The 25221-nt window shown below is 39.4% G+C and carries 24 protein-coding genes and 1 pseudogene; 12 read left to right on the top strand and 13 right to left on the bottom strand.

Annotation, left to right across the window (positions count from 1 at the left end; all coding sequences use genetic code 11):
- Positions 1 to 174: 174 nt before the first annotated feature.
- The 5 genes from FJR37_RS00935 to FJR37_RS00915 all read right to left on the bottom strand — a co-directional run bounded on the left by FJR37_RS00935 (position 175) and on the right by FJR37_RS00915 (position 5459).
- Positions 175 to 726 (bottom strand): 5-formyltetrahydrofolate cyclo-ligase, encoded by a 552-nt coding sequence (locus FJR37_RS00935; RefSeq protein WP_168465045.1) that lies wholly within the window; start codon positions 724 to 726, stop codon positions 175 to 177.
- A gap of 144 nt (positions 727 to 870) precedes the next feature.
- Positions 871 to 1815: a GDP-L-fucose synthase gene (locus FJR37_RS00930; RefSeq protein WP_168465044.1), complete on the bottom strand. Its 945-nt coding sequence runs from the start codon at positions 1813 to 1815 to the stop codon at positions 871 to 873.
- Between the two features lie 20 nt (positions 1816 to 1835).
- Positions 1836 to 2915: a GDP-mannose 4,6-dehydratase gene (gene gmd / locus FJR37_RS00925; protein WP_168465043.1), complete on the bottom strand. Its 1080-nt coding sequence runs from the start codon at positions 2913 to 2915 to the stop codon at positions 1836 to 1838.
- Positions 2916 to 3445: 530 nt separating this feature from the next.
- A complete protein-coding gene (locus tag FJR37_RS00920) occupies positions 3446 to 4204 on the bottom strand; it encodes a sugar transferase (protein WP_168465070.1) in 759 nt (252 codons plus the stop codon).
- Positions 4205 to 4316: 112 nt separating this feature from the next.
- A complete protein-coding gene (locus FJR37_RS00915; protein ID WP_168465042.1) occupies positions 4317 to 5459 on the bottom strand; it encodes a glycosyltransferase in 1143 nt (380 codons plus the stop codon).
- A 293-nt stretch (positions 5460 to 5752) separates the two neighbouring features.
- On the opposite strand from FJR37_RS00915, the gene FJR37_RS00910 reads away from it, so the two are divergent.
- Positions 5753 to 6685 (top strand): NAD-dependent epimerase/dehydratase family protein, encoded by a 933-nt coding sequence (locus FJR37_RS00910; RefSeq protein ID WP_168465041.1) that lies wholly within the window; start codon positions 5753 to 5755, stop codon positions 6683 to 6685.
- 768 nt (positions 6686 to 7453) lie between these two features.
- On the opposite strand, the gene FJR37_RS00905 is transcribed toward FJR37_RS00910, so the two are convergent.
- On the bottom strand, positions 7454 to 7696 hold the full coding sequence (locus FJR37_RS00905; RefSeq protein WP_053541094.1) for a hypothetical protein: 243 nt from the start codon (positions 7694 to 7696) through the stop codon (positions 7454 to 7456).
- A 314-nt stretch (positions 7697 to 8010) separates the two neighbouring features.
- Positions 8011 to 8253 carry a hypothetical protein gene (locus FJR37_RS00900; protein WP_168465006.1) on the bottom strand — a complete coding sequence of 81 codons (243 nt, stop codon included), beginning with the start codon at positions 8251 to 8253 and terminating at the stop codon, positions 8011 to 8013.
- Between the two features lie 162 nt (positions 8254 to 8415).
- Between FJR37_RS00900 and FJR37_RS00895 the strand changes: the two genes are divergently transcribed.
- Positions 8416 to 8604 carry a hypothetical protein gene (locus tag FJR37_RS00895; protein ID WP_168465040.1) on the top strand — a complete coding sequence of 63 codons (189 nt, stop codon included), beginning with the start codon at positions 8416 to 8418 and terminating at the stop codon, positions 8602 to 8604.
- Between the two features lie 207 nt (positions 8605 to 8811).
- Here FJR37_RS00895 and FJR37_RS00890 read toward each other — a convergent pair whose 3' ends face one another.
- Complete coding sequence (locus FJR37_RS00890; RefSeq protein ID WP_168465039.1) at positions 8812 to 10170, bottom strand: DUF3370 domain-containing protein; 1359 nt, start codon at positions 10168 to 10170, stop codon at positions 8812 to 8814.
- Between the two features lie 38 nt (positions 10171 to 10208).
- A complete protein-coding gene (locus FJR37_RS00885) occupies positions 10209 to 10787 on the bottom strand; it encodes a peptidase C15 (RefSeq protein WP_168465038.1) in 579 nt (192 codons plus the stop codon).
- A 66-nt stretch (positions 10788 to 10853) separates the two neighbouring features.
- Between FJR37_RS00885 and hisH the strand changes: the two genes are divergently transcribed.
- Both hisH and rsmD read left to right on the top strand, forming a co-directional pair.
- Positions 10854 to 11489: an imidazole glycerol phosphate synthase subunit HisH gene (gene hisH, locus FJR37_RS00880; protein ID WP_027402806.1), complete on the top strand. Its 636-nt coding sequence runs from the start codon at positions 10854 to 10856 to the stop codon at positions 11487 to 11489.
- A 126-nt stretch (positions 11490 to 11615) separates the two neighbouring features.
- Positions 11616 to 12194 carry a 16S rRNA (guanine(966)-N(2))-methyltransferase RsmD gene (gene rsmD, locus FJR37_RS00875; RefSeq protein ID WP_168465037.1) on the top strand — a complete coding sequence of 193 codons (579 nt, stop codon included), beginning with the start codon at positions 11616 to 11618 and terminating at the stop codon, positions 12192 to 12194.
- A gap of 281 nt (positions 12195 to 12475) precedes the next feature.
- Here the strand turns inward: rsmD and petG are convergent, their stop codons facing one another.
- Entirely contained in the window at positions 12476 to 12589 is a 114-nt protein-coding gene (petG, locus tag FJR37_RS26700) for a cytochrome b6-f complex subunit V (RefSeq protein ID WP_015078754.1), read from the bottom strand.
- 429 nt (positions 12590 to 13018) lie between these two features.
- Between petG and FJR37_RS00865 the strand changes: the two genes are divergently transcribed.
- The 5 genes from FJR37_RS00865 to FJR37_RS00845 all read left to right on the top strand — a co-directional run bounded on the left by FJR37_RS00865 (position 13019) and on the right by FJR37_RS00845 (position 18696).
- Entirely contained in the window at positions 13019 to 13393 is a 375-nt protein-coding gene (locus tag FJR37_RS00865; RefSeq protein WP_039204151.1) for a cytochrome c, read from the top strand.
- A gap of 149 nt (positions 13394 to 13542) precedes the next feature.
- Positions 13543 to 14181: a hypothetical protein gene (locus FJR37_RS00860; RefSeq protein WP_168465036.1), complete on the top strand. Its 639-nt coding sequence runs from the start codon at positions 13543 to 13545 to the stop codon at positions 14179 to 14181.
- 16 nt (positions 14182 to 14197) lie between these two features.
- Positions 14198 to 14734, top strand: a complete 537-nt coding sequence (locus tag FJR37_RS00855) for a cytochrome c (protein ID WP_039204137.1) — start codon at positions 14198 to 14200, stop codon at positions 14732 to 14734.
- A gap of 173 nt (positions 14735 to 14907) precedes the next feature.
- The gene (secA, locus tag FJR37_RS00850) at positions 14908 to 17688 is read left to right on the top strand and encodes a preprotein translocase subunit SecA (RefSeq protein ID WP_039204139.1); all 2781 of its coding nucleotides are present in this window, start codon (positions 14908 to 14910) and stop codon (positions 17686 to 17688) included.
- 174 nt (positions 17689 to 17862) lie between these two features.
- Positions 17863 to 18696 (top strand): hypothetical protein, encoded by an 834-nt coding sequence (locus FJR37_RS00845; protein ID WP_168465035.1) that lies wholly within the window; start codon positions 17863 to 17865, stop codon positions 18694 to 18696.
- A 303-nt stretch (positions 18697 to 18999) separates the two neighbouring features.
- Here FJR37_RS00845 and FJR37_RS00840 read toward each other — a convergent pair whose 3' ends face one another.
- Together FJR37_RS00840 and FJR37_RS00835 are read right to left on the bottom strand one after the other, a co-directional pair.
- Positions 19000 to 19578 (bottom strand): Uma2 family endonuclease, encoded by a 579-nt coding sequence (locus FJR37_RS00840; protein ID WP_039204374.1) that lies wholly within the window; start codon positions 19576 to 19578, stop codon positions 19000 to 19002.
- Positions 19579 to 19603: 25 nt separating this feature from the next.
- Positions 19604 to 20179 (bottom strand): annotated as a pseudogene (locus FJR37_RS00835) (Uma2 family endonuclease).
- A 166-nt stretch (positions 20180 to 20345) separates the two neighbouring features.
- On the opposite strand from FJR37_RS00835, the gene gloA reads away from it, so the two are divergent.
- From gloA to FJR37_RS00820, 3 genes are all read left to right on the top strand, one after another.
- Positions 20346 to 20738 (top strand): lactoylglutathione lyase, encoded by a 393-nt coding sequence (gloA, locus tag FJR37_RS00830; RefSeq protein WP_015080233.1) that lies wholly within the window; start codon positions 20346 to 20348, stop codon positions 20736 to 20738.
- A 92-nt stretch (positions 20739 to 20830) separates the two neighbouring features.
- Positions 20831 to 23449 (top strand): ATP-dependent chaperone ClpB, encoded by a 2619-nt coding sequence (gene clpB / locus FJR37_RS00825; RefSeq protein WP_168465034.1) that lies wholly within the window; start codon positions 20831 to 20833, stop codon positions 23447 to 23449.
- Positions 23450 to 23607: 158 nt separating this feature from the next.
- Complete coding sequence (locus tag FJR37_RS00820; RefSeq protein WP_039204377.1) at positions 23608 to 24237, top strand: methyltransferase domain-containing protein; 630 nt, start codon at positions 23608 to 23610, stop codon at positions 24235 to 24237.
- A gap of 782 nt (positions 24238 to 25019) precedes the next feature.
- Here FJR37_RS00820 and FJR37_RS00815 read toward each other — a convergent pair.
- Positions 25020 to 25221 (bottom strand): tetratricopeptide repeat protein (locus FJR37_RS00815; protein WP_168465033.1); only part of this gene is annotated, 202 nt, incomplete at its 5' end.

Raw genomic sequence — 25221 nt, 5'->3', positions numbered from 1 at the left:
ACAAATTGAATATAATTGTAAATTCAAATCGCCAACAAGATGATATTTTTATCTTATCAAAAATTTCCGATTTAATAAAATCAGGACTTACGCAAAACATCTCTCAAACCCTCATTTCTCTGTGACCTCTGTGCCTGGAGTGGTTCATTCATCTTTAAATTATTTAATAATTACCTAATATCCATTTTCTGTAATCACCCTATCTAAAGGCTTATCCCAACTATCAACAGGTAATTGAGATAAATAAGCAAAATCAAAAACCACTCCCATAGTTGGCTTCTTATCCCAACCTGGAGAATTTAACAAACGGTCATAATATCCACCACCATAACCTAAGCGGTATCCTTGGACATCACAACCCACACAGGGGACAAGAATTAAATCTACTTCTTCAATCTCAATTATCGGTGCTTCATGGTGAGGTTCAGTAATCCCATAAGCGCCGATATTAATTGTGTCATCAGGTTGCCAAGAATGCCAAACTAGAGATTTATCAACACAACGGGGAAAACCCCAACGTTTGTTAATGTTGGTATACAGCGAGCTAATATCAGGTTCTTGGCGAAAGCTAAAAAAAGCCAGAATTGTATTTGCTTGATTAAATATAACTGAGTTTTGGATGTTGGTGGTGAGGCGATCGCTCTTTTCTCTCCATTCTAATAATGTCATTGACTGGCGTTTTTGGAGTAAAGTCCGCCGCAGTTCTTTTTTATTTAGCTGAGACAATTTTGGATTTTAGATTTTAGATTTTAGATTTCCCTCGTTCCCATACTCTGTATGGGAATGAATTAAGAAGGCTCTGCCTTCTATATATACTAGAGTCAGAGACTCTATGAAGCATTCCCAGTCGGAGACTGGGAACGAGATTCTCTATGAGGCGTTTTTGCGCCACCAATCAATAGTATTTTTCAAGCCTTCTCTAAATTCTACCTCAGCAGTAAAGCCAAAAGCCTGTTTTGCCCTTTCCGTATCTAAACAACGATGGGGTTGGCCATTGGGTTTGTCGGTTTCCCACACAAGTTCACCCTCATACTCCATCAATTCGCAAATTAAGGTAATTAGATCTTTGATAGAGATTTCGTAACCAGTTCCTAAATTGACGGGTTCAGCATCATTATAAAACTGTGTTCCCATGACTATTCCCCGTGCTGCGTCCGTAGAATACAAAAACTCACGGGTAGGAGAACCATCACCCCAAACAGGAAGTTGCTTTTCTCCCCTAGTTTGGGCTTCTTGCACTTTACGAATTAAAGCGGGAATTACATGAGAACTGCTGGGGTTGAAGTTGTCTTCAGGTCCATACAAGTTTACAGGTAACAGGTAAATACCATTAAACCCATACTGCTGACGATAAGATTGCAGTTGCACTAACAGGGCTTTTTTCGCCACTCCATAGGGGGCGTTAGTCTCTTCTGGATAACCATTCCAGATGTCATCTTCTTTAAATGGTACAGGGGTAAACTTAGGATAGGCGCAAATAGTTCCTACACAGACAAACTTTTCTATCCCCTGTTGATAAGCTGCATGGATTAACTGAGTCCCCATGATCAAGTTATCATAAAATAACTCACCGGGTTTTTCTCTATTTAAACCAATACCCCCCACATGAGCGGCTAAGTGAATGATAATATCCTGTTGGTCTGCTGCCCGTTGACAATTTTCCCATACCCGTAGATCACAATCGTGCGATCGCGTTACAGTAATTTTCTCACGATTAGCGCCATGCTGACACAATTGATCTATCACTTGACGACCGAGAAAACCCGCCCCACCAGTGACAAGAATTCGTTTATTTTCTAATTCTAAGGCTGTCATATTATTATCCTTGATCTGAATTAAAAGTGTAGAGATCCGAATTCTTGACGGGTAGTAGCAATATCTTGAATTTGTTTTCCACCATTCCCATTGGAGGAAGTACAACCCACAGCTTGTAAATCAGCTTCCACCATTAGCGCAACCAGTTCTTTAAATGTTACCGATGGTTGCCAGCCTAATTTCTGCTGGGCTTTAGTGGGATCACCAATTAGTAAATCCACTTCAGCAGGACGCAGATAACGTTGATCAAATTCTACGTATTTCTGCCAATCGAGATTAACATAACTAAATGCTAACTCCAGAAACTCCTTCACTGAATGGGTTTCACCTGTAGCCACCACATAATCATCCGGTTGCTCTTGCTGCAACATCAACCACATAGCTTTGACGTAATCTTTCGCATAGCCCCAATCTCTCTTGGAGTCTAAATTACCCATGTAGATATTTTTTTGTTTACCAGCAACAATGCGGGCTACTGCTCTAGTAATTTTCCGAGTAACAAATGTTTCTCCCCGTCTTGGAGATTCATGATTAAAAAGAATACCGTTACAAGCAAATAAATTGTAAGATTCGCGGTAATTGATGGTTTGCCAGTGAGCGTACACCTTAGCACAAGCGTAGGGACTGCGGGGATAAAAAGGTGTGGTTTCACTTTGAGGAACTGCTTGCACCAAACCATACATTTCCGAAGAACCAGCTTGATAGAAACGGACTTCAATCCCAGTCCGATGTTGGTAGTCGCGGATTGCTTCTAATAACCGTAATGTCCCCATACCTACAGCGTCTACTGTATATTCAGGTGAGTCAAAACTTACCCTAACGTGGGATTGAGCGCCTAAGTTATAAATTTCTGTAGGTTTAACTTCTTCTAAAATCCGCCGTAGAGTTGTTCCGTCTGTCAAATCACCATAGTGGAGAAATAGCCTTGCGCCCTCGTTATGAGGATCTTCATACATATGATCAATTCTGTCTGTGTTAAAGGTGGAAGTACGGCGAATAATTCCGTGTACTTCATAACCTTGTTCTAGTAAAAGTTCGGTTAAATAAGAACCATCTTGACCAGTAATACCAGTAATTAAAGCTCGTTTTCTTTGTGTCATGCTTGGTGATGCCTTGTTGTTTTTAGTTGAAGATTACAAACAGTCTGATATAAATTAGCATTTAAGTGATATAACTGCCCAATAGTCAGGCTGCAAATATTTAGTCGCTATTAAATCAGGTTCAACAAATATTTTGGTTAAAAAACAATTTAACAAATAATTATAGGTTTATGTCAATTAGTATTCCTGATTTTAAGTAAGTAGGTGAACACAATAAAACCAAACTGTGTAAAGAAATGTAAAATCGCCCAAACCCTCTTCACTCTTGCCTCTTGCCTCTTGCCTCTTGCCTTGCCATAACGACAATTTTCAACGCTCACCTACTTAGGTGAACAGAATAAAACTAAAGTGTGTAAGTAGGTGAACACAATAAAACCAATCTGTGTAAAGAAAAGTAAAATCGCCCAAACCCTCTTCACTCTTCACTCTTGCCTATTGCCTATTGCCTATTGCCTATTGCCTATTGCCTGCTGTCAAAAATGGTTTTTGGGGCATAATGTTGCCCCATAAGAGGGAATTGTTGTACTTACTTAGTAAGCTCCTTTATTTTTCGGCATGATGACAACATTAACTGTTTTGAGGATAATCCGCAAATCGAGCCAAAAATTCCTAAAATTGACATAATGGAGGTCTATTTGCACCCGGCGAGGATATGGAATATCATTACGCCCGGATACTTGCCACAAACCAGTAATTCCAGGACGAATCGTTAAAACATGATTGATATAATCACCATATTTTATTAATTCTTCCGCTACTAAAGGTCTTGGACCAACTACACTCATATCTCCTTTGAGAACATTCCAAAATTGGGGAAATTCATCTAAGCTGGTAATTCGCAAAAAGTGACCAATTTTAGTAATTCTTGGGTCTGTTTTGAGCTTAAAGTTGTCTTCAAATTCTGCTCGCAAGCTAGGTGATGTGGCCATCATTTCGACGAGAATTTCGTCGGCATTGTTGACCATAGTGCGAAACTTAATACAATTAAAGCTGCGGTAGTTTTTGCCTACCCGTTCTTGAACATAAAATATCGGACCTTTGGAGCTTATGGCTATCAATAAGGCCAATATCATGTAAATGGGAGAAAACAAAATCAAGACCGACAATGAAAAAACTATATCAAACAGTCGTTTAAAGAACTCTCCGTATAAACCCTCAAAAGATAAACTTCTGGATTTCACCTTTGGCTGTTTAACTTTTTGACCACGTTTTGATAAAACAGTCATAGATGTACTGTTATCCTTCCGCGGGTATCGCTTGCCGGAGAGGAGTGAACTCTGGGCAGTCATCATACTCCTTTATAATCCACACCACACATAGTCCCGATCTTAAAGCTAAAAGGCAGTAATTTTGAGGAAAAATTTCCTGTCTTCTGAGAAAATAAATACAAAAGGCTGATGTTTACTGTCTGTAAACTCCTTTTTCACGGCATTCATTCACAAAACTGAGATAGCGTTCTGCAAAAACCTGGCGAGAAAATTGATTAGCGTGTGTTTGTATATACTCATAACTGTATAAATGTTGCTGATCTACAAATTTTTCTACGGCATCTACTAAAGCTCCTACTGTTTGGATTTTGAATAATATACCAGTTCCTGTATCAGGATGTGTCTGAATATCTCTAACTGTTTCTAATGCACCACCTGCACCATAGGCAATTACGGGAGTTCCACAAGCTTGGGCTTCAACTAGGGCAATGCCAAAGTCTTCGCAAGCTGCATAAACAAAGGCTTTGGCACGGGACATATAATTTTTGACGATATGATCGGGTTGCCATCCTAAGATGTGAATATGTGGTTGGGCTATTTCCCGTAGTTTGTTCATTTGGGGACCTGTGCCAATAATGATCAAGGGTTTTTTTAGGTGATTAAAAGCCTCAATAATTAAGGAAACTTGTTTATAACTAACTAACCGAGAAACTATCAGGTAAAAATCCTCTTTTTCCGAGGAAAAGAGACATTCATCTAGGTTGACTGGTGGATAGATGACGGTTGCTTCTCGACGATAGCAACGCCAAATCCGTCTGGCTGTGTGTTGAGAGTTGGCAATGAAGTAATCTACTCGATTGGCACTAATTACGTCCCATTGCCGCAAATTATGGAGGATTTGGCGGGTGATCCAGCCGACTGCTCCTTGCCCTAGTTTGCTTTGCTTGAGATAATCAAAGGTTAAATCCCAAGCGTAGCGCATGGGGCTATGGCTATAACAGATATGCAATTGATTAGGGGTGGTTAAGACTCCTTTAGCTACAGCATGAGATGAAGATAAGATGACTTCATATTCTCGCAAATCCAATTGCTCAATAGCCAAGGGTAATAAGGGTAAATATTTTTGGACTCCTTGGCGGGCTTGGGGAAATTTCTGTAAAAACGTTGTGCCAATTTGACGTTTGTACAGGTAACTTTCTGGATTGCTGGATTCAAAATCTATCAGGGCGTATAAATCAGCGTCAATGTGATTTAATATTTCCTGGACTACGAGTTCTGAACCTCCTGTGGCTTGAGGGGTTAACCACTCATGAACTAAGGCATATTCTAGGGACACGGTTAAGTTGAATGGGTGGAAGGTAATTAGGCTATTTTAATGAGGTGATATAGCAGGTGACAGGTGACAGGTGACAGAGTTTAAAGTCTTGTGCTGCCTAAGTTCTATGACAAGTTTATGTTCTCATCCAACTGCATACCGCTATATTAAATATTCCTCACTGTGATCCAGAAGTCAGAAAATCTCTAGATTGAATAGAAGATATAATCCTACCAAAAGATGTTCCTCTAGTGATACTACAACCTGATAACCTCTACAAATAAGGGTGATTTTTATTCAGGAATTAGAAAATTATGCGGATTCTGGTTATCGGTGGAACTCGGTTTATTGGGGTGTATTTGACTGAATTACTGATGAAAGCTGGACATGAGGTGGTTTTGTTCAATCGTGGTAATCATGCTGCACCTGCGGGGGTAGGACAAATTATCGGCGATCGCACTAACTCAACTCAACTTCAAGAAAAGTTAGCGCCAGAAAGTTTTGATGTCGTTTTTGACAATAATGGTAGGGAACTAACGGATACACAACCTCTGGCAGAAATTTTTCAAGGACGGGTCAAACATTTTGTTTATATGAGTTCTGCGGGTGTTTACCTCAAATCTGACCAAATGCCCCATTTAGAAGGGGATGCTGTTGATCCTAAGAGTCGTCACAAGGGTAAACATGAAACGGAAGCTTACCTCAAGCAGTTAGGAATTCCTTTTACTTCTATTCGTCCTACTTATATCTACGGACCGCAAAATTATAATCCTTTGGAAAGTTGGTTTTTTGATAGAGTTGTGCGCGATCGCCCGATTTGTATTCCCGGAAATGGTATGCACCTAACTCAGCTTGGTCATGTCTGGGATTTAGCTCAAGCGATGACCCAAATAATTGATAATGATCAGGCAATTGGGCAGATTTATAATATTTCGGGCGATCGCTTTGTCACTTTCGATGGGTTAGCGCGTGCTTGTGCTGTAGCTGCTGGTAAATCTGCCGATGATGTGAAAATCGTCCATTATGATCCGAAAAAGTTTGATTTCGGTAAACGGAAAGCTTTTCCGATGCGGGTACAGCATTTCTTTGCATCAGTGAATAAAGCACAAATAGAATTAAATTGGCAACCTAAATATGATTTAATTTCTGGTTTAAAAGATTCTTTAGAAAATGACTATTTAGCGACTGGTGCAGATAAAAAAGAAGTTGATTTTTCTGTAGATGATGAGATTTTAAACGCCACGTAATGAGTAATGGGTAAAATGGTGTCAACTTAACGGAAAACATCTATCTCGCAAACAACTCAAGTCATCTCATTCCCAGTCTCTGACTGGGAATGAATTCTAGAAGGCTCTGCCTTCAATGATATTAATGTAAGTTGCTAGTTACAGCAAATTGTCATCAAACCCGGAACAAGAACCCCACCCCCAACCCCCTCCCCGCAAGCGATGAGGGGGCTAAGATGTACCTTATATGATTGGAAATTGCTGTAGGTAAATTGTCAGAATCAGGTGGTTATCGAGCGATAGCCTGCGTGGCGTAGCCATAGTCGAGATAATATCCAGGATTAAAGGATGAACAGGATGAAACCAGAGCTTTTATTACCAATTACCTATTACCTATTACCAATTACCAATTACCAGCCTCAACGAGATAACTAGCAAATTGAGTTATTAGAGGCAGAGCCTCATCAACTGCATTCCTAGTCAGAGACTAGGAACGAGATGTGGTAGAGATTTGAGCTTAAGTTGACACCTATGGGTTGCCATAAAACCCCACCCCTAGCCTCTCCCCTCAACGGGGAGAGGCTTTGAACTTGTTCTTTGTATGATAAAAAAGTCCAGCTTCTAGCCGTTTTGAGTATAAGTAGGTTGGTGTTGAAAATTGTCGTTATGGCAAGGCAAAAGGCACTCATGCAAGAGGCAAGAGTGAAGAGGGTTTGGGCGATTTTACATTTCTTTACACAGTTTGGTTTTATTGTGTTCACCTACTTAGCAGCCCCGACAGCTTATTTACTACTTTGCCCTGTTTGGAGCAAGAATAGTCTTAAAGATGCGTAGAAACCCAAGAGAATCAATTTTAATGCCAGAAGGTTCAGGGTATTCGCTATATTCTCTCATTTCCCCTTCTAACTGATGCAATAGGTTTTCGTTATCCTGCGTTCTCGCTACTTGCAAGCGATGTTCTAGGATTTTTTGGATATTTTCTTGATGCTTTCTTGCAGTTTGTTTAGCCAATTCCATTCTTTTTATACTCATTTTCGTTATCCTAACAAAGAATTTTAGATTAGACACTGAAGTTTAATCTGAAGAGCTTCATTATTGCTCAAATTCTCGATAGTATGTGCGAATTTAACGAAGTTAAGCAAAGTTCTTCAATAACAATTTTGGCAATCATTGTACAACTTGGTTGTAGCCTTATGTGAAAAAAAATTAACTTGAGACAATTGTCCTTAACTTCGTTAAATTAGTAATTTTTGGCAATTGCTATGAAAATATCCTGAACTTTACAATTCATGGTCGCGCTGACCAAAGGGATCATGATGCAATTGGCAGCAGCGAGAGCTTATTTACTATTTTCCCCTCTTTGGAGCAAGAATAGTCTTAAAGATGCGTAGAAACCCAAGAGAATCAATTGTAATGCCAGAAGGTTCAGGATTTTCGCTGTATTCTCTCATTTCCGCTTCTAACTGACGTGATAGGTTTTCATCATTCTGCGCTTTGGCTAATTGTAAGCGATGTTCTAACGTCTTTCGCATATTTTCTTTATGCGTTGTTAAATTCTCTTTAGCTAGTTCTATCCTGTCTTTATTCATGTTTATTTTCTCGATAAAGAATTTTAGCGTTACCAAATTGAAGTATGAGATTGAACACTGGATTTAAGATAACTCCACAAAAAAGATGAACCGCTTGCAGCAGCACCAGGTTCCTCCAGGACGCTCCGCGAACGGTATCCAATTTTGCGGGATGGACATACTATGGCTAACGCCACACTACGCTATCAACAGGAAATTTTGGGATATTTTTTTAATTGGAAATCTCTAAATCTAAAAAGCAAGAAGCGACACGAAGATTATCAAATGACGATAACCGAAATTCCATCAAAAAGATATTGTCATAATTACGGCTTTTTGTATGATATTTTTGATAAAATTCTTACTTATTAGTTTCAGTAGTTGTAGTAGTTTTAGTGCCTCTTGGGAGGATGTCCGAAAAGTAACAAGAGCTAATAATGTATGACAAACACCTGGAGTAATATCTAATTGATCAAAAAATCTCTTGTCGGATGATGCCCACTATAAACAAAAAGATCCCCAAAGATAAATATCCCCGACTTCTTTAAGAAGTCGGGGATATGACTTGGTTATGTTGAACTACTTGGCTTGAGTTGACACAGTTAAAACCTGTGGTGGTGAAGCATCTGGTGGATACAGAAAGTCTACTTGGACTAAAGATGTATTTCCTGGTTTTATATCTAATGAGACTAATGATTCTCCTAATTCACCGCGCTTCTGAACTAAATGCACAAATTTATTTTGCCATTTTCCCTGATCTTGATAACGTAAGCGTACAGTTCCTCGGAAAAAGATTTGACGAGTCGGTAACTTAAAAAAGCGGAGTCCAGGTTTACTTAATTGATTTTCTTTGAGTGGAGTTTGAATCGCAACACTCACAGTTTGTGGATTTTGAGTATTGTTGTATAAAGGTAACTTGAGACTATATTGAATCCCATAATTGCCATGAGCGTAATAAGCGGTGTCAGGATAACGCACTAACATCGGTGCGGTTTGAATTTGATTTGTGCCTAATGTTCCCCCATGTAAGGTACTCAAACCGTAGGAAAAGGCTGCACCAGGTTGAGGAATAGTTAAATACTTGCTTTTAGGTTCATCTACTATATCTGCTAACCATCGAGAACCCTTAGATACTCCGGCTACACGCCCGTAAATTGTCGGTTTGTTGTTTCCTGTGATGGTTGTGGGGACTTTATCTCTAGGGGTAGATAATTCACCATTATCTAATAAATTTTGCCATTCTGATAAATTCGGCGCACGTTCACTACCGTCAGTATTTATGCGGGCAAACATCGCTAAACTAGCAGCATAAACATTACCATTACTTCGCAGTCGTAAATATGTAGACCGACCATTTAAAGGGGGTGTTAATCCTTGAACGGGAATGGGTAAATTTAATAACATCTGGCTTTTCCCTGGGGGAATAACAATTTGGGGAGGAAAAATATCTTGTCTTTTCCCTCTCAAAATATCAGACATAACCCGACTCCCAGGACCAGAAAAAACTGTGCCTAAGTCATTGGGAATTAAAGATGCTATTTCCTTAAACGGGGCATCTGGTTGACTTAAATAACTTGCACCTTGCAATATATTTACTGCCACTGGTTGAGAACCAGGGTTATGTAAGATGATGCCCAAATACAAAGAACGTAAATTTTCCGGTGGGTCAGCTTTGGCAATATGATGGGCAAAAATATCAAACTGTCCGCGCAAGGGAAAATCTAAATGGGCTGATGGGACTTTTTTTCCCGTTGCTGGAAAGGTAGAAAGTAAAATTCCTTCTTCTGATACCAGTTCTGGACTATTGCTGTTAAATACTGGTAATGAATCCAATTTTCCCGGTAAAGGACGTACTGATTGTATTTGTAATATTTCTTCTGGTGGTGGCGTGGCAGGAACAGCTTGAGCAAGGGTGAAAGCAAGTAATAGTGGCAACATAATACTCAGTAAATTTGTTTAAACAGACGTTAATCTCTCTAGAGAAGTGCCAAGTTATTCATGATCAAAATGAAATCGGCAATTATCTCTAGCGAATTTTCTGGATTCAAAATTGGGACATGAACAAAAATACACTTAATTGACAGTTGGGACTGGTGTAAATAGTCTAAGACTGAATAATAAAGTCCCTCGCAGACAAACTTACCACAGTCGTAGCTAATCTCAACTGCTGCTGTTTGGACTAATAATTTTTCGAGATCAACGCTGGTTTGGAAAATATTTTCGGGGGAATTTATAGACTCTTGAGGCAAGATGTCGAGAGAATTTGGAGATTTTACAGGCAAGATGCCTGTACCACGGGCAAGGACTTCTACGCTTAATTGGGAACGAGTTTCCGCCATGCCACAACAAATAATGTAGTCTGGTTGGAGTTCATTGATTTTGGCAATGACGCGGGAACTTGCCAGTTGCACATCTACAGGTAAACGGGGCAAAAAATTTAAATCATGGGAGAGTGAAGCCATTTTGGCTAGTGCGAGTAACAAGTCATCGGATGAATTTGACTTTTGTTGGCTTAACCAAATGTCAAAAGAAGTTAATAGTATTTTTTTTTGCATTATAAATAATAATTAGAATTAGAATAATTAAAAGCCCTCCCTCATAAATTTACAAGGAGCAGCTAAATGGCAGTGATTGCAGTTGTTGATTACGATATGGGAAATTTGCACTCTGTTTGCAAAGGATTAGAAAAAGCTGGGGCGACTCCTCTGGTTACTTATTGTTCTCAAGAGTTGGCAAAAGCAGATGCTATAGTTTTACCAGGAGTGGGAGCATTTGATCCGGCGGTACAACATTTGCGATCGCGTGGTTTGGAACAACCGATTAAAGATGCGATCGCCTCTGGCAAACCGTTCCTGGGTATTTGTTTAGGATTACAAATTTTGTTTGAATCCAGTGCCGAAGGAACGTTACCAGGATTAGGAATTGTGCCAGGAAAAGTCCGCCGGTTTCGTTCTGAACCGGGGATGACGATTCCCCACATGGGTTGGAATCAACTCCAACTCAACCAGCCAAAAAACCTTTTATGGGAACATTTACCTATAGATCCTTGGGTTTATTTTGTGCATTCTTACTATGTTGAACCGACAAATCCCCAAGTGCAGGCGGCAACTGTGACTCATGGTGATCAAAGTTTTACAGCAGCGATCGCTCATGAAAATCTCATGGCTGTCCAATTCCATCCTGAAAAATCATCAAATGTGGGATTGCAAATTCTATCTAATTTTGTGGCTCAAGTCCGTGAAAAAGTTTTTGCTTAACAAAAGTTTGCAATATTTTCAGGTGTTTATTTACTCAAAATCCAAAATCGGATGATCTTGATGGTATGGTCCTATTTCTCTCTAGGGTCAATCCAAAATCCAAAATCCAAAATCTAAAATTGAATAATGAGTCTAAGAATTTACGGGAATCGTCTGCTTAAAACTTTACCAGGTGAACATACCAGACCTACCAGTGCGCGAGTCCGGGAAGCATTGTTTAATATTTGGCAGGGGAGAATCAGTGGTTGTCGCTGGTTAGATTTGTGCGCCGGTAGTGGTTCTATGGGTGCGGAGGCTTTGTGCAGAGAAGCCAGTGTCGTGATTGGCATTGAACAATCAAGTCAAGCCTGTGCCATCATCCAAGAAAATTGGCAACAGGTAGCCAAACCAGAACAGAAATTTCAGCTATTACGGGGAAATATTACTCAACAGTTAAAAAAATTATCAGGTCAAAAATTTGACAGAATATATTTTGACCCACCTTATACTAGTGGATTATATGAACCAGTATTACAAGCGATCGCTCAATATCAGCTTTTAGATTCCCAGGGAGAAATAGCAGTCGAACATCGTTACCAAGATTGGACACCACTAACTATCCCCAACTGGGAAATCTGTCGTCAAAAAAGCTATGGTAAAACCGCTTTGACATTTTATCAAGAAAGAATTCAGGAGTCAGGAGTTGCAGAAGTTCAGAATAAATAGAGTGACATACTCCACGCACTCCCTTAGCAGTCTTCTTTAGAAGACTTCTGCTAAGTAGTGAGACAGAATTAATTACACAATGTCATTGGGAATGAAACGAAGTAAAATGAAGCAATTCCAAGGGTTGTGATTGCTTCTCTTCGCTCGCAATGACTGTAAATATAAATATTTTTGTCTAATTACTTATTAGCCTCAGAATGAATTCTGAGGCGGGTGTTAGGACTGAGGCAAGAGGTCTATGGTAAAGGCAATACTCCTCACTCCCAACTCATCAATCAATATCAGCCGCCCAATTCTGTAGGACGCTTATATTGTCTATAGGCAGCGTAAAATAAACCGCTTAAAGTCACAAAAACTAAACCAAGCACAATACCTGATAGTAGGGGTTCAACCACTGTAAAGCTCCTTGTTGCAATTATTGAAAGATTTGATTCCTATTTTTCATTTTACCAAATTTTGCATTAATCCCGCGTTCCATAGTAGCTTTAAATTTGACACTCCCCGGTATAAAGACGCGGGGATTCTATAGAGAGTTTCAGTCTATATCTCTCAATTATCCCAGCTTCAGGCATGGTTCCTTAAATATTTGGGTTCTTGCCCTGATCCTGTTTGCCATTACTGGCAGAATCATCTCTGACAAGCGTAACTTTCCGAGAGTCCCCCGGTAGGTTTTTAATGTCTTTGCTGACAATCTGATTGTATCACGAATATAGATTAAAATATAAATACTAGATAAAAATTATCATTTGTACTTGCGAACACAATCAAGAAATTTTAAGCTATGTGTAGGAAATGAAAACTTGCACATTGTCAAAGCAAACCTTTTGGATAACCAGCTAATCAAACCTGAAACCCTCATTCAACAGATCGTTATCTTCATCGTAGCGATACTGATAGCCCTCCCATTAATCCTATTTGGGATGGAAATCGTCAAAGCCTCCGATCCTTATGTTAAAAGTGTTCTATCCCGTCAAGGCAACCCAGTCCAGGGGAAAGCTATTTTTCAAATCAACTGTGCTGGTTGTCATGGTTTAGACGCAACCGGACTAGTTGGTCCAAGTTTACATGAAATCTCCAAATATAAATCCCGCTATGGACTGATTCATCAAGTAACTAGCGGTGAAACTCCCCCCATGCCCAAATTCCAGCCTAGTGTCCAAGAAATGGCAGACCTTTTAAGCTATTTAGAAAGCTTATGAATATTTGTGCATGATTAAAAAAAGATTATAAGCTTACTGATAAATTATCATGCCCATTTAAATAGTTCTAGTAGACATAGAAGCTGGAAACTGGTAACAAGGAAACGCAACAAAAAATAGACAACCAAAGTGTTTACAACTACATTTATATGAAATTAAACAACTTAATTCTTTTATTCCCCATCATTACATCATTAGTTATTCCTTTAGTGAATTTAGAATTATTTAATTCAGAAATTGCATTAGGAAAGACACCCCAAAAGCGAATTATTAAAGGATCTTGCGGAAAGCAAAAATGTGAAAACCTATGGAAACAACTAACTAAATTTTATCCAGAATATATTGAAAAATATAACAAAGAATGTCCACGGAATAACATTATTAGCTTAGTAATTGATGATGAAAATAAAAAAATCTATTTTACCTGTTGGGATGCTAAAAAACCCAAAAATGGTAGTCGTTTTGGAGCTTATTTAGGTACATTACCTATCCCCGGAAATGAAAATAAATTTTTAACACCCTTACCCACCGATCCACCCTATGCTAAATATCTACAAAAACAATACAGTAATCAAGTTAAAAAAGCTCAATTTGAATGTTCCACAAAAGGGGGAGATTTCAACTTTTTAATATCAAAAGATCAGCAATTGATACAACTCCAATGTTATTTTCAAGCTGGAGTAAATTTTACAGATGATAATAATGATTGGGTCAGTGATAGTGAAACCAGAGGCGCTGGAGTTGATGAGATTTTAGGAACTTTTCCCCTACCCACTGCAAATAAATAGTCAAATTGAGAACTCTATGCCAAATTTAGTTAAAAGTAAATCCCACCGCCGACTAAAACGCCAACTACTTATGGTGATGCTGGTGATTTTTGCTTGGAGTGTGGCTATAGGCTGGATATTGGGATTCGCCACTAGCGCCCACAGTGCAAACCCGGTGGACTCAATTGGGACTGTTGATGTCATACCAGCACAATATCAACCAGGACAAGAACTGTATTTAGAAAACTGCTCATCTTGTCACATCGCATTACCACCTGCTGTATTTCCTAGCCAAACTTGGAAAAATCTTTTACAGGACTCCCAGCACTATGGCGCACAAATTAAGCCCTTAGATAAGTTTTCACATCTTTTGGTATCAAAATATCTTTACACATTTTCCCGTGTACAACTACAAGAGGAAGCAACACCCTATCGTCTCAAGGACTCTCGTTATTTTAAGGCTTTGCATCCCGGTGTCAAATTACCCAAACCTGCAACTATGAGTAGTTGTGTAAGTTGTCATATTGGGGCTGATAAGTATAATTTCCGCAGCCTCAGTGCAGAATGGGAGTAGAGTTAGGAGTTCAGGAGTATGGCTAACGCCACGCTGCGCTATCAGGAGTTCAGGAGGAAGAATTTTCTCAATGACCAATGACCAATGACCAATGACCAGTGACATTCAAAGTCTATAATTATATAGCTAAAGCTTAAATCTCTATTTCCCTTGATTTAATTCTATAAACTGCCATGCTAAAACTTTTGTTGGGCGATCCCAACGCTCGTAAACTTAAAAAATACCAACCTTACATTACAGAAATTAACCTCTTAGAGGAAGATATTAAGCCGCTATCTGATGAACAGTTAAAAGCTAAAACCGTCGAGTTTAAACAACGGTTGGCTAAAGGCGAAACTCTAGATGATATTTTACCGGAAGCCTTTGCTGTGGTTCGGGAATCGGGGCGGCGTGTCTTAGGATTGCGACATTTTGATGTGCAATTACAGGGTGGGATAATTCTGCATACTGGACAAATTGCCGAAATGAAAACTGGTGAGGGGAAAACTTTGGTAGCTACCTTACCAAGTTATTTAAATGCCCTGACTGGTAAGGGTGTCCACGTAATTACTGTGAATGATTACCTGGCGCGTCGGGACGCGGAATGGATGGGTCAGGTACACCGGTTTTTGGGGTTAAGTGTGGGGCTAATTCAGTCCACTATGACCCCCAGCGAGCGCCAAAAAAATTATGCGTGTGATATTACCTATGTCACCAATAGCGAGATTGGCTTTGATTATCTCCGGGATAATATGGCTACATCTATGGCTGAGGTGGTGCAACGTCCGTTTAATTTCTGTGTGATTGACGAGGTAGACTCGATTTTAGTTGATGAGGCGCGAACTCCATTAATTATTTCTGGTCAGGTGGAAAGACCGACAGAAAAATACCTGCAAGCGGCGGAAATTGCTTTTAGTCTCAAAAAAGATGATCATTACGAAGTTAATGAAAAGGATCGTAACGTTCTCTTGACAGATGAGGGTTTTGCTGAATCAGAAAGTCAGTTGGGTGTGACAGATTTATTTGACCCGGAAGACCCTTGGGCGCATTTTATGTTTAATGCGATTAAAGCCAAGGAATTGTTTCTTAAGGATGTAAATTATATTGTCCGCAATGATGAAGTGGTGATTGTGGATGAGTTTACAGGTCGGGTATTACCGGGCAGACGGTGGAGTGATGGGTTGCATCAGGCAATTGAAGCGAAGGAACACGTAGAAATTCAGCCAGAAACCCAAACTTTGGCGACAATTACCTATCAAAACTTATTTTTGCTATATCCCAAATTGGGGGGAATGACGGGAACTGCAAAAACGGAAGAGGTGGAATTTGAAAAGATTTACAAACGAGAAGTCACGATTATTCCCACTAACCGGATTAGAAGACGGGAAGACTTGTCTGATATGGTGTTTAAGACTGAACCAGGGAAGTGGAGAGCGATCGCTAAAGAATGTGCCGAAATGCACGAAAATGGTAGACCTGTGTTAGTGGGGACAACCAGTGTCGAAAAATCCGAACTTCTCAGCCGACTCCTCAAGGAAATAGATATTCCCCATGAGTTGCTTAACGCTAGACCAGAAAATGTGGAACGGGAAGCGGAAATTATTGCCCAAGCTGGACGCAGTGGGGCTGTAACTATCGCTACTAACATGGCAGGACGGGGTACAGATATTATCCTGGGTGGTAATTCCGAGTATATGGCGCGGTTGAAACTACGGGAATACTTTATGCCCCGCATTGTCAGCCCTGAAGATGATGAATTTGGCGTACAAAGGGCTTCGGGACTACCTATGGGTGGTAGCGGTGGTGGACAAGGCTTTGTTCCTGGTAAAAAGGTGAAAACTTGGCGGGCTTCTCCAGAAATTTTCCCCACTCAATTAACCAAGGAAACAGAACAGCTTTTAAAAGCGGCTGTAGAGGTGGCTGTTAAGGCTTACGGTGAACGGAGTTTACCGGAGTTGGAAGCAGAAGATAAGGTGGCTGTGGCGGCGGAAAAAGCCCCGACAGATGATGTGGTAATTCAGAAGTTGCGGGAAGCTTACCAGCAGGTTAAGCATGAATATGAAGAATTTACTGTCCGCGAACATGATCAAGTGGTGGAACGTGGCGGTTTGCACGTTATTGGAACGGAACGTCACGAATCAAGACGGATTGACAATCAATTACGCGGACGGGCGGGAAGACAAGGCGACCCAGGAACTACCAGATTTTTCCTCAGTTTAGAGGATAACCTATTACGAATCTTTGGGGGCGATCGCGTTGCCGGCTTGATGAATGCTTTCCAAGTGGAAGAAGATATGCCGATTGAGTCGGGAATGTTAACCCGCAGCTTAGAGGGCGCACAGAAAAAGGTCGAAACTTATTACTACGACATCCGTAAACAGGTGTTTGAGTATGACGAGGTGATGAATAACCAACGTCGGGCGATCTATGCGGAACGTCGCCGGGTATTGGAAGGTCAAGACTTGAAGGAACAGGTGGTTAAATACGCGGAAAAAACGATGGATGACATTGTTGATTATTACATCAACCCTGATTTACCTTCGGAAGAATGGGAATTGGATAAGTTGGTGGATAAGGTGAAGGAGTTTGTTTACCTGTTGGCTGATATGCAGTCTAGCCAATTGGAGGATATGGTGGTGGTGGAAATTAAGGCTTTCCTCCATGAACAGGCGCGAATTGCCTATGATATGAAGGAATCGCAAATTGACCAAATTCAACCAGGTTTAATGCGTCAAGCGGAACGGTTCTTTATTCTCCAACGCATAGATACTTTATGGCGGGAGCATCTGCAACAAATGGATGCTTTGCGTGAGTCGGTTGGCTTGCGTGGTTATGGGCAAAAAGACCCGCTGATTGAGTATAAGAGCGAGGGTTATGAGTTGTTCTTGGATATGATGGTGAATATCCGCCGTGATGTGGTTTATTCTCTGTTTATGTTCCAGCCTCAAGCGCAGCAAACTGCTGAGATGGTTTAAGGTAATATTTTCACGCGGAGACGCACAAGGCGCAGAGAGTTTTTTCTGCGTCTTTGTTTTATGTTAATTAGGGGAAAAATGAACCACGAAGGAGAGTTAGCACAAAATGTGGTATAAGATTGGCAAAATGTATAAAATACTAGTTTATGATTGACTTTTAATCACAAATTACTTATGAAACTGACTATATCCACAATCGCATTTGTCAGCCTTATTACTCTTCTGGGTGGTGCTGTCAATGCTATCCCACCTCAAAATACTCCTCTCCAACCCACAACCACCAATGAGACTACAGAAAAAATAGATTTAGTCTTGCTGGTTAAGGCTATTACTGGCTTTTTGCAGAGCGATCGCTATCTCACCGAATCAGAGCTAAAATTCAAAGTAGGTGGTCAAGGTGTGAATGCTGATATCAACCTCAAAACCAAAACCATTGTCCAGTCAGATCAAAAGTTTCGCTCAGAAATCGCTACTGTAGGAACTACAGGTGAAATCAAACCTTTGACTGTAATAGTTTCGGACGGTAAACAGGTTTGGATTCACAGACCTGATTTAAAGCAATATACTGTCACTACTTATCAAAAGTTCGATAAATCAGGGGATGGAATTTTTATGAGTATATCATCCTCAGCATTTTTAAATATTCCTGCTAAAGAAAGAAAACAGATTGCTAATAGTAATTTATCAGATAAAAATGTTTTGTCTTATCTTATTTCGGCTATTGATGGAGTAATTAAAGGAAATCAGGCTACTGTAGATACTAATTCTTTCTATGTCTATCATTACAAAGATGCTAAAGAGGGATTTACATTTAGTGCTTTTGTGCAACCAGACAATGCTAACCTCAAACAAGTACAGTTAGTCGGTAAAAGTGAAGGATTAGATATCTTATTAACAGAAAAAATCCTCAATAGAATCGCAAATCCTAATGTCACTCCCCAGACTTTTACCTTTTCACCACCAAGAGGAACTAAAAAAGTTAAATCACTCTCTATTACGCCTTTTTAAAGATTTAAAGTACCTTTTTACTTGTCTGTAGAGAGGTAAGAAATATGAATTAAATAAAGTGCAAAAGTAGGGTGTGTTAGCGACAGCGTAACGCACCATTTCAGGTTAAGTCAGAATTGCAGGTTATTAAATTTGCGTTCCTAAGCTGTTTTTTAAGTAAGGGACTTCCAAGAAATAAATTATCCTGATTAACGAACCACGGAGGCGCAGAGGACACAGAGGAATAAGGGTTTTGAGATATTTTTGCGTTAGGTGGTTTATCGGTTGTCAAGAGATTGCTTCCTTTCACTCGCAATTTTATCACTACCAAATTTTACTCATATTCAACACAAACCTCGGTAAAATAGGATCACAACTCACAGTATCAGGATTTTCTAAACACTCTTCTACTTGTCCAGGACGATAAATATAAACTCGGCGATTTTTGCGGTCAATTAATAAACCTAATTGGATTCCTGGTTCTTGTATATATTCCTGCATTTTATCCTTTAAAGGCTGCAAGTTATCAGAAGCAGACCTTAATTCAATCACAAAATCAGGACAAATAGGTGCAAACTTCTCTTGTTGTGCAGGTGTAAGTTGATTCCATCTTTCTAACTTTACCCAAGCAGCATCAGGAGAACGTTTCGCACCTGTAGACAGTGTAAATCCTGTACTAGAAGAAAATGCTATTCCTGTACCATCTTCATCTGTCCAATTCATTAATTGTTGGATAATTCTACCTTCTCTATTTCCTGTTTCTGAACCTGCGGGTGACATAATTGATATATCTCCAAATCTATTTTTCTCAATCCGTAAATCACGGTTTAGTTGACAAAATTCAAAAAATTGATCATCTGTCATTGATGAAGGCATTTGTAACATTAAGGGAGATGAAAGCATAATAATTTCCTTCCGTTTATTTGGTTTACCAAATTTTATTCATATCCAAAACAAATCCTGATAAAACAGATTCACAACTCACAGTATCAGGATTTTCTAAACATTCCTCTATTTCTCCAGGATGATAAATATAAACTCGGCGATTTTTACGGTCAATTAATAAACCTAATTGGATTCCTGGTTCTTGCATATATTCCTGCATTTTATCTTTTAAAGGTTACAAGTTATCAGAAGCAGACCTTAATTCAATCACAAAATCAGGTGCAAACTTCTTTTGTTGTGCAGGTGTAAGTTGATCCCATCTTGCTAACTTTATCTAGGAAGCATCAGGAGAACGTATTGCACCTGTGGAAAGTGTAAATCCCGCACTGGAAGAAAAGCCAATTCCTGTACCATTTTCATCTGACCAAATTGCTAACTGTCCAATAATATGAAATTCTCGATTTCCCGTTTCTGAATCAACAGGTGGCATAATTAATATATTTTCAAATCTATTTCTCTCAATGCGTAAATCACGGTTTTCTTGACAGAAATCAAAAAATTGATCATCTGTCATTTGCACTGATGAGGGAAAATGTAATATCAAAGGTGATGAAATCATAATTATTTCCTCCATCTGAAATTAAAATCAATTTTACCACAAGCCGTTGCTGAAATTAGTTAATATATAGTTACCAACGGTTGAGCAATTAAAAGCAGAATTAAACGCAGATTTCGTGGAAATTCCCTATAGAATATAAGATACAGGAATTAAACAAAGGGTAAATATGCGATTACTACACACAATGCTTCGCGTCGGTAATTTAGAAGAATCCTTAACATTTTACTGTGATGTATTGGGAATGAAGTTACTCCGCCGGAAAGATTATCCAGCGGGAGAATTTACCCTGGCTTTTGTCGGTTATGGAGAAGAAAGTGATCATTCAGTTTTAGAACTCACCCACAACTGGGGCGTAGAAAAGTATGATTTAGGTAGTGCCTATGGTCATATCGCCTTGGGTGTGCATAATATTTACGCTACCTGTGAGACCATTGGACAACTGGGTGGTAAAGTAGTCCGAGAACCAGGACCAATGAAACATGGTTCAACGGTAATTGCTTTTGTGGAAGATCCAGATGGTTATAAAGTTGAATTGATTCAATTAAAAACTCCAGAATAATTTAGGGTAGAGGGTAGGAAGATAACTTCTTTATCCATTACCCAATTCCCCCCTAAACTTAAATTACAAGTCTAAAATCTAAAATTTTACAAATGCAGCCTACAGATCCTGATAAATTTACTGATACAGCCTGGGAAGCGGTAACAAAATCCCAAGACGTGGTTCGTGCTTATAAACAACAACAATTAGAAGTTGAACATTTAATTATCGCCCTTTTAGAAGAGCCTACCAGCCTAGCTACAGCCATTCTCACCCGTGCGGAAGTTGATTCAGTCCGATTCAAACAACAACTAGAGGCTTTTACCCAACGTCAACCAAAGGTTGGAAAAAGTGATCAACTTTACCTGGGGCGGAATTTAGATTTACTCTTAGACAAAGCCGATGAAATTAGAGCCAAAATGAGAGAGGAGGAAATCTCAGAAGGGCATATAATTTTAGCGTTTGGTAATGATGAACGGGTTGGTAGAAGATTATTTAAAAGCTTAAATATAGATATTGCTCAAGTAGAACTTGGGGTTAAATCGGTTCGCGCTACTCCCCAAATCAAAGCATCTCCAAAAGCAGAAGCGGATGTGCAAGAGGAAGCTTTAAAAAGATTTGGACGAGATTTGACAGAACAGGCAAAAGCGGGAAAATTAGATCCAGTTATTGGTAGAGATGATGAAATTCGCCGGGTAATCCAGGTTCTATCTCGACGTAGTAAAAATAACCCTGTATTAATTGGTGAGCCTGGAGTTGGCAAAACTGCGATCGCTGAAGCCTTAGCCCAAAGAATGGTGAATGGCGACGTTCCTGAATCTTTGAAGAACCGCCAATTGATTTCCTTGGATATCGGTAGCTTGATTGCAGGAGCAAAATATAGAGGTGAATTTGAAGACCGCTTAAAAAATGTCCTCCGTGAAGTTACGGAATCAAATGGGCAAGTAGTCCTCTTTATTGATGAACTGCATACCGTTGTCGGGGCTGGTTCTAATCAACAAGGTTCAATGGATGCCGGAAACTTACTTAAGCCAATGTTGGCGCGGGGTGAATTGCGTTGTATTGGGGCAACTACCTTAGATGAATATCGCAAATTTATTGAAAAAGATGCAGCATTAGAAAGAAGATTTCAACAAGTATATGTAGATCAACCAACAGTAGAAAATACAATTTCGATTTTGCGAGGTTTAAAAGAACGTTATGAAGTGCATCATAATGTTAAAATTTCCGATTCCGCTTTAGTCGCTGCTGCAACCTTATCAGCGCGGTATATTGCTGACCGCTTTTTACCAGACAAAGCGATAGACTTAGTTGATGAAGCCGCAGCGAAATTGAAAATGGAGATTACATCCAAACCTGCGGAATTAGAAACCATTGACCGGCGTTTAATGCAGCTAGAAATGGAAAAGCTGTCATTATCTGGAGAAGAACAGAGTATTTCTCCAACCAGGGAAAGATTAGAACGAATTGAACAAGAAATTGCCAGTTTAACAGTTAAACAGCAAATATTTAATGAACAATGGCAAGGGGAAAAGCATATTTTAGAATCTATCAGCGGGTTGAAGAAAGAAGAAGATGCCATGCGGGTGCAGATTGAACAAGCAGAACGAGACTATGACTTAAACAAAGCCGCTCAATTGAAGTACGGTAAGTTAGAAGGTGTGCAACGAGAACGAGAAGTTAAAGAAGCGAAACTTTTAGAAATGCAAACCCAAGGTTCGACTTTGTTGCGCGAACAAGTCACCGAAGCCGATATTGCCGAAATTGTCGCTAAATGGACAGGAATTCCCGTCAATCGCCTTTTGGAATCAGAACGGCAAAAATTACTGCAATTAGAAAGTCATTTGCATGAAAGGGTAATTGGTCAAGAAGAAGCCGTTTCCGCTGTCTCTGCGGCGATTCGTCGCGCCCGTGCAGGGATGAAAGACCCTGGGCGACCTATTGGTTCATTTTTGTTTATGGGACCAACTGGAGTGGGTAAAACCGAACTCGCCCGCGCCTTAGCTCAATTTCTCTTTGATTCGGATGATGCTTTGGTGCGTTTGGATATGTCCGAGTACATGGAAAAACACTCGGTTTCCCGTTTAGTGGGTGCGCCTCCCGGATACGTTGGTTATGAAGAAGGGGGACAACTTTCGGAAGCGATTCGCAGACATCCTTATTCTGTGGTGCTGTTAGATGAAGTGGAAAAAGCCCATCCCGATGTATTTAATATTTTATTGCAGGTATTGGATGATGGTAGAGTTACTGACTCCCAAGGACGGGCTGTAGATTTTCGGAATACTGTCATAGTTATGACTAGCAACATTGGTAGTGAACATATTTTGGATGTATCTGGGGATGATTCCAAGTATGATTTAATGCGTAATAAGGTGATGGAAGGTTTGCGAAGTCACTTCCGTCCCGAATTTCTCAACCGCATAGATGACTTAATTCTTTTCCACGCTCTTAATCGTTCAGAAATGGGGCATATTATCCGTATTCAACTTAAACGGGTGGAAAATCTGCTCAAAGAACAAAAAATCTCTTTCGAGATATCTCAAGCCGCTTGTGATCATCTTGTGGAAGCTGGTTATGATCCAGTTTATGGCGCACGTCCATTAAAACGCTCAATTCAACGAGAGGTAGAAAATCCTCTGGCTACGAAGTTACTGGAAAATACTTTTGTTTCTGGTGATACTATCATCATTGATAAGGCTGAAACTGGGTTAAGTTTTAGTAAAAAAGTTTAGGCGTTGCTGAATGAAAGTATGAATTTGTCAGGCTTCGCCCCGCTTCGCTAACACGCAGAGGCGCAAAGAGTTTGAGAAAGGGAATTTTTAGTTTTCATACCGCCATTATCCAACGCTAAACTTTAAATGAATTTTCATTAGTAAATAGGGGGCTTTCTATGGAATTGATTTCTTCGTTAGGGATTACAAGTTCGCAATATCTTTCCAAGGAAAGATTTATTAGTTATCATCATCAGTCGCGGTTATTGTTTTCCTTGGGTAGTCAGGTTAAAAATGTTCTAGAAATTGGTATTTTTAATTCTTTGCTTACAGAAATACTCCGACAAAGTAATTATAATGTAACTACTGCGGATATTGATCCCAGTCTCAAACCAGATATAATCTTGGATTTGACGGCGGACTTTATACTACCAAAAGATAAGTTTGATGCAATTGTTCTGTTTCAGGTATTAGAACATTTCCCTTACGAAAAATCTGAATTAGCATTGCAAAAACTCGCCGCAGTTACTAAGAAATATTTGGTAATTTCGATTCCCAATACTACTCAATATCTGTCATTGCAAATCAAAACTTCTTTTCTACTTAAAGCCAGACATTTACTCTGGGAAATTCCCCAATTTTGGAGTACAACACCACTTTGTGATGAACATTATTGGGAATTGGGATTGAAAGGATATCCTAAAAAGCGGTTTTTGGAATCTGTTGCTAAAGCTGGTTTGATAGTGAGGGAAGAATATGTTGATCCTACTTTCCCATATCACTACTTTTTGATCTTAGAAAAAATATAAGTGCGATCGCTCATTCTAAGATCATCAGAATATCCTTGTCTATCTACTCGGTTTTCTTTTTGGTGGGACGTTTCCGTTCTGATTTTTTCTTGAAACCTACTGCTTGGGCTGCATCACTATGATTTTTTCTCACGCAGAGACGCAGAGGCGCGGAGAGTCAAGTTGTCTATTTGTGAGGCAGTTCTTCCTTATCAAGTTTAGGATAACATATTTAAAATGAGAAGTCAATAGCTTTATTATCTTTTTTTGGTGATGGGTTATGAATGGATGATGAGAGTATTTTTCTGGATTGTTATCTGATGCTTTGGGAATAATTGTCTGAATCAGGATGTCCAGGATTATAGGATTTATAGAATGATATGTATAAGAGTAATTGTTATGGATCATTTAGGGATTTTACTTTGATTATTGCGTCATTTTCTATCTAAGTAGTTTTCTATTTATGGTTTTTGTAGTTATTCTCAATGGTTTTTGATAAGTTATAGTGGTTCTCGGTTGAGTGAGATATAAGAACCCCACCCCCAACCCCCTCCCCGCAAGCGAGGAGGGGGCTTAAGATATATTTCATTTAGGTGCATACTGCTATGATGATGAATTACGCGAATCAAAATTAGTTTTGTGAGGGTTTCCCACAAAATTGCACTATATTTATTTAACTCAAGCATGATCTTCTTCAGGATTTTAATAATTTATCAAGTATTTTGACACTTATCATCCTGTAAATCCTATAATCCTGGATATCCTGATTCAGACAATTTTATGATTGCATCGTAAACCTGTTTTTATGTATTGTCATCAGATGCGTCTGTTTGCTGTTGCAAAGATTCTTGAATAGATGACAATAGTTCAGGATTATTTTCTATTCTTTCTAGTAAGGTTAACGCTGTTTCTGTATTAAATGCGGGAAGGGTTGCTTGTTTAGCTAAATTTTCAGCTTCTGAATATTTACCTTGAGATTCATACAATCCTGCCAAATTATTCACA

The organism is Aphanizomenon sp. UHCC 0183, from assembly GCF_009712065.1.
GTDB lineage: Bacteria > Cyanobacteriota > Cyanobacteriia > Cyanobacteriales > Nostocaceae > Dolichospermum > Dolichospermum heterosporum.
Note: the sequence above shows the minus strand (reverse complement) of the source record. Positions and strands in the feature narration are given on the sequence as shown.

What these genes read in the sequence shown, in the direction of transcription:
- FJR37_RS00920 (WP_168465070.1), bottom strand. Translation starts at nt 4,204, where the DNA reads ATGACTGCCCAGAGTTCACTCCTCTCCGGCAAGCGATACCCGCGGAAG.
- FJR37_RS00890 (WP_168465039.1), bottom strand. Translation starts at nt 10,170, where the DNA reads ATGTTGCCACTATTACTTGCTTTCACCCTTGCTCAAGCTGTTCCTGCC.
- FJR37_RS00855 (WP_039204137.1), top strand. Translation starts at nt 14,198, where the DNA reads ATGCCAAATTTAGTTAAAAGTAAATCCCACCGCCGACTAAAACGCCAA.
- FJR37_RS00840 (WP_039204374.1), bottom strand. Translation starts at nt 19,578, where the DNA reads ATGCTTTCATCTCCCTTAATGTTACAAATGCCTTCATCAATGACAGAT.
- FJR37_RS00930 (WP_168465044.1), bottom strand. Translation starts at nt 1,815, where the DNA reads ATGACAGCCTTAGAATTAGAAAATAAACGAATTCTTGTCACTGGTGGG.
- FJR37_RS00905 (WP_053541094.1), bottom strand. Translation starts at nt 7,696, where the DNA reads ATGAGTATAAAAAGAATGGAATTGGCTAAACAAACTGCAAGAAAGCAT.
- rsmD (WP_168465037.1), top strand. Translation starts at nt 11,616, where the DNA reads ATGAGTCTAAGAATTTACGGGAATCGTCTGCTTAAAACTTTACCAGGT.
- gmd (WP_168465043.1), bottom strand. Translation starts at nt 2,915, where the DNA reads ATGACACAAAGAAAACGAGCTTTAATTACTGGTATTACTGGTCAAGAT.
- FJR37_RS00820 (WP_039204377.1), top strand. Translation starts at nt 23,608, where the DNA reads ATGGAATTGATTTCTTCGTTAGGGATTACAAGTTCGCAATATCTTTCC.
- FJR37_RS00885 (WP_168465038.1), bottom strand. Translation starts at nt 10,787, where the DNA reads ATGCAAAAAAAAATACTATTAACTTCTTTTGACATTTGGTTAAGCCAA.
- secA (WP_039204139.1), top strand. Translation starts at nt 14,908, where the DNA reads ATGCTAAAACTTTTGTTGGGCGATCCCAACGCTCGTAAACTTAAAAAA.
- FJR37_RS00900 (WP_168465006.1), bottom strand. Translation starts at nt 8,253, where the DNA reads ATGAATAAAGACAGGATAGAACTAGCTAAAGAGAATTTAACAACGCAT.
- clpB (WP_168465034.1), top strand. Translation starts at nt 20,831, where the DNA reads ATGCAGCCTACAGATCCTGATAAATTTACTGATACAGCCTGGGAAGCG.
- FJR37_RS00860 (WP_168465036.1), top strand. Translation starts at nt 13,543, where the DNA reads ATGAAATTAAACAACTTAATTCTTTTATTCCCCATCATTACATCATTA.
- FJR37_RS00910 (WP_168465041.1), top strand. Translation starts at nt 5,753, where the DNA reads ATGCGGATTCTGGTTATCGGTGGAACTCGGTTTATTGGGGTGTATTTG.
- hisH (WP_027402806.1), top strand. Translation starts at nt 10,854, where the DNA reads ATGGCAGTGATTGCAGTTGTTGATTACGATATGGGAAATTTGCACTCT.
- FJR37_RS00845 (WP_168465035.1), top strand. Translation starts at nt 17,863, where the DNA reads ATGAAACTGACTATATCCACAATCGCATTTGTCAGCCTTATTACTCTT.
- FJR37_RS00895 (WP_168465040.1), top strand. Translation starts at nt 8,416, where the DNA reads ATGGCTAACGCCACACTACGCTATCAACAGGAAATTTTGGGATATTTT.
- gloA (WP_015080233.1), top strand. Translation starts at nt 20,346, where the DNA reads ATGCGATTACTACACACAATGCTTCGCGTCGGTAATTTAGAAGAATCC.